Source organism: Endozoicomonas sp. SESOKO3, assembly GCF_024606255.1.
On sequence record NZ_JAHHPR010000127.1, the window covers coordinates 1 to 1,103 of the forward strand.

Below are 1,103 nucleotides of genomic sequence, written 5' to 3' on the forward strand. Positions count from 1 at the left end.
ATCGTCTAAGCACTCTGTAGCCTTTCCCTCCCCATTGCTTCAAAAGATAACATCGCAATCGGCGTCGAATCCATTTGTCCAGATCTCGCAGAGGACTCAGCACTTCAGATATATCGAAGTACGCTTTCCAACCAAGCAGGGATTTTCTTAATTCTGTGATTATCTGGTTTATTGAATGACCTCTCGTTCGACGGCTCAGCTGTTTGACGGTCTGTTTCAGTTTAATCAGTGCTTTCGCGCTGACTTTAACCTTCATTTCTCGTCGGCTGAACGTAATGTCCAGAAAGCTTCGCTCACGCCCTTGCCCTTTCGCTAACCTTCGGCTCTGCGAATACCTGGTAAGAGGACTTTCACCTCTCTAGTTAAGTGCCATGCTCGGCACACACGCCTGCCTCAACCGCGCGCCGAATGCGCGTCGGGTGGAGCCCGTCAGGGCTGTACAAATTCCACGCATTTGTTATGCCTTTGTTCGGATTATCTCAGTTCTTGAAAAACCTGAGGGCATTGTTCAGCAATTCTTAGCAGGGCTTTTGCGGAACCTTGAGGGTTTCGACGCCCTTGTTCCCATCTTGTATGGTTCTTATGCTGACACCCATAAAACCAGCAAAAGCAGATTGAGAAAGCTTTAGCTTTTTTCTGATTTCTTTGGCTGGTGATGGGTCTGAAGCTTGCTGCTGACACCACGCACTTGCCAGGCTCTTGCTCCAGTGTATGCTATGTTTTCATGCCCGCACTTTTTATATAACTTGAAGAAAGTAACATAAAGTTTTGATCGATCCTTTGCTAGTGGAATCTTTTTCATTATTCGTTTGTATTTGCCAAGAATTATTTCTTTCATTTCTTTGTGGAAAATCATAGGTGCTCCAGATGTCATATTGAATTCTTCGAATACTAGTATTCTAGAGAACATCAAATAATCACAAGCATTTGGGGATGCGCTGAACGACCTATCGGTTATCAGGAACTCACTATCAGAAAATAAATCTTTTATTTTTATAGTTGAGCTTTGATAATCTGATTCAATGATTTCAAACAAGGAAGACTTTGACGACAGGAGTGACTTTAGGATTATTTTTTCAATATTCGTTTTTTCATATGTAGGG

At 42.8% G+C, this 1,103-nt stretch carries 2 protein-coding genes; both read right to left on the reverse strand.

Translation table 11 applies throughout. From position 1 onward, the window contains the following. A partial coding sequence (locus KDK18_RS02270; RefSeq protein ID WP_306670840.1) for a group II intron maturase-specific domain-containing protein occupies nucleotides 1-256 on the reverse strand: 256 nt, incomplete at its 3' end. Between the two features lie 369 nt (nucleotides 257-625). Further along, the coding region (locus KDK18_RS02275) for a hypothetical protein (protein ID WP_257252899.1) at nucleotides 626-1,103 on the reverse strand (478 nt) is incomplete at its 5' end.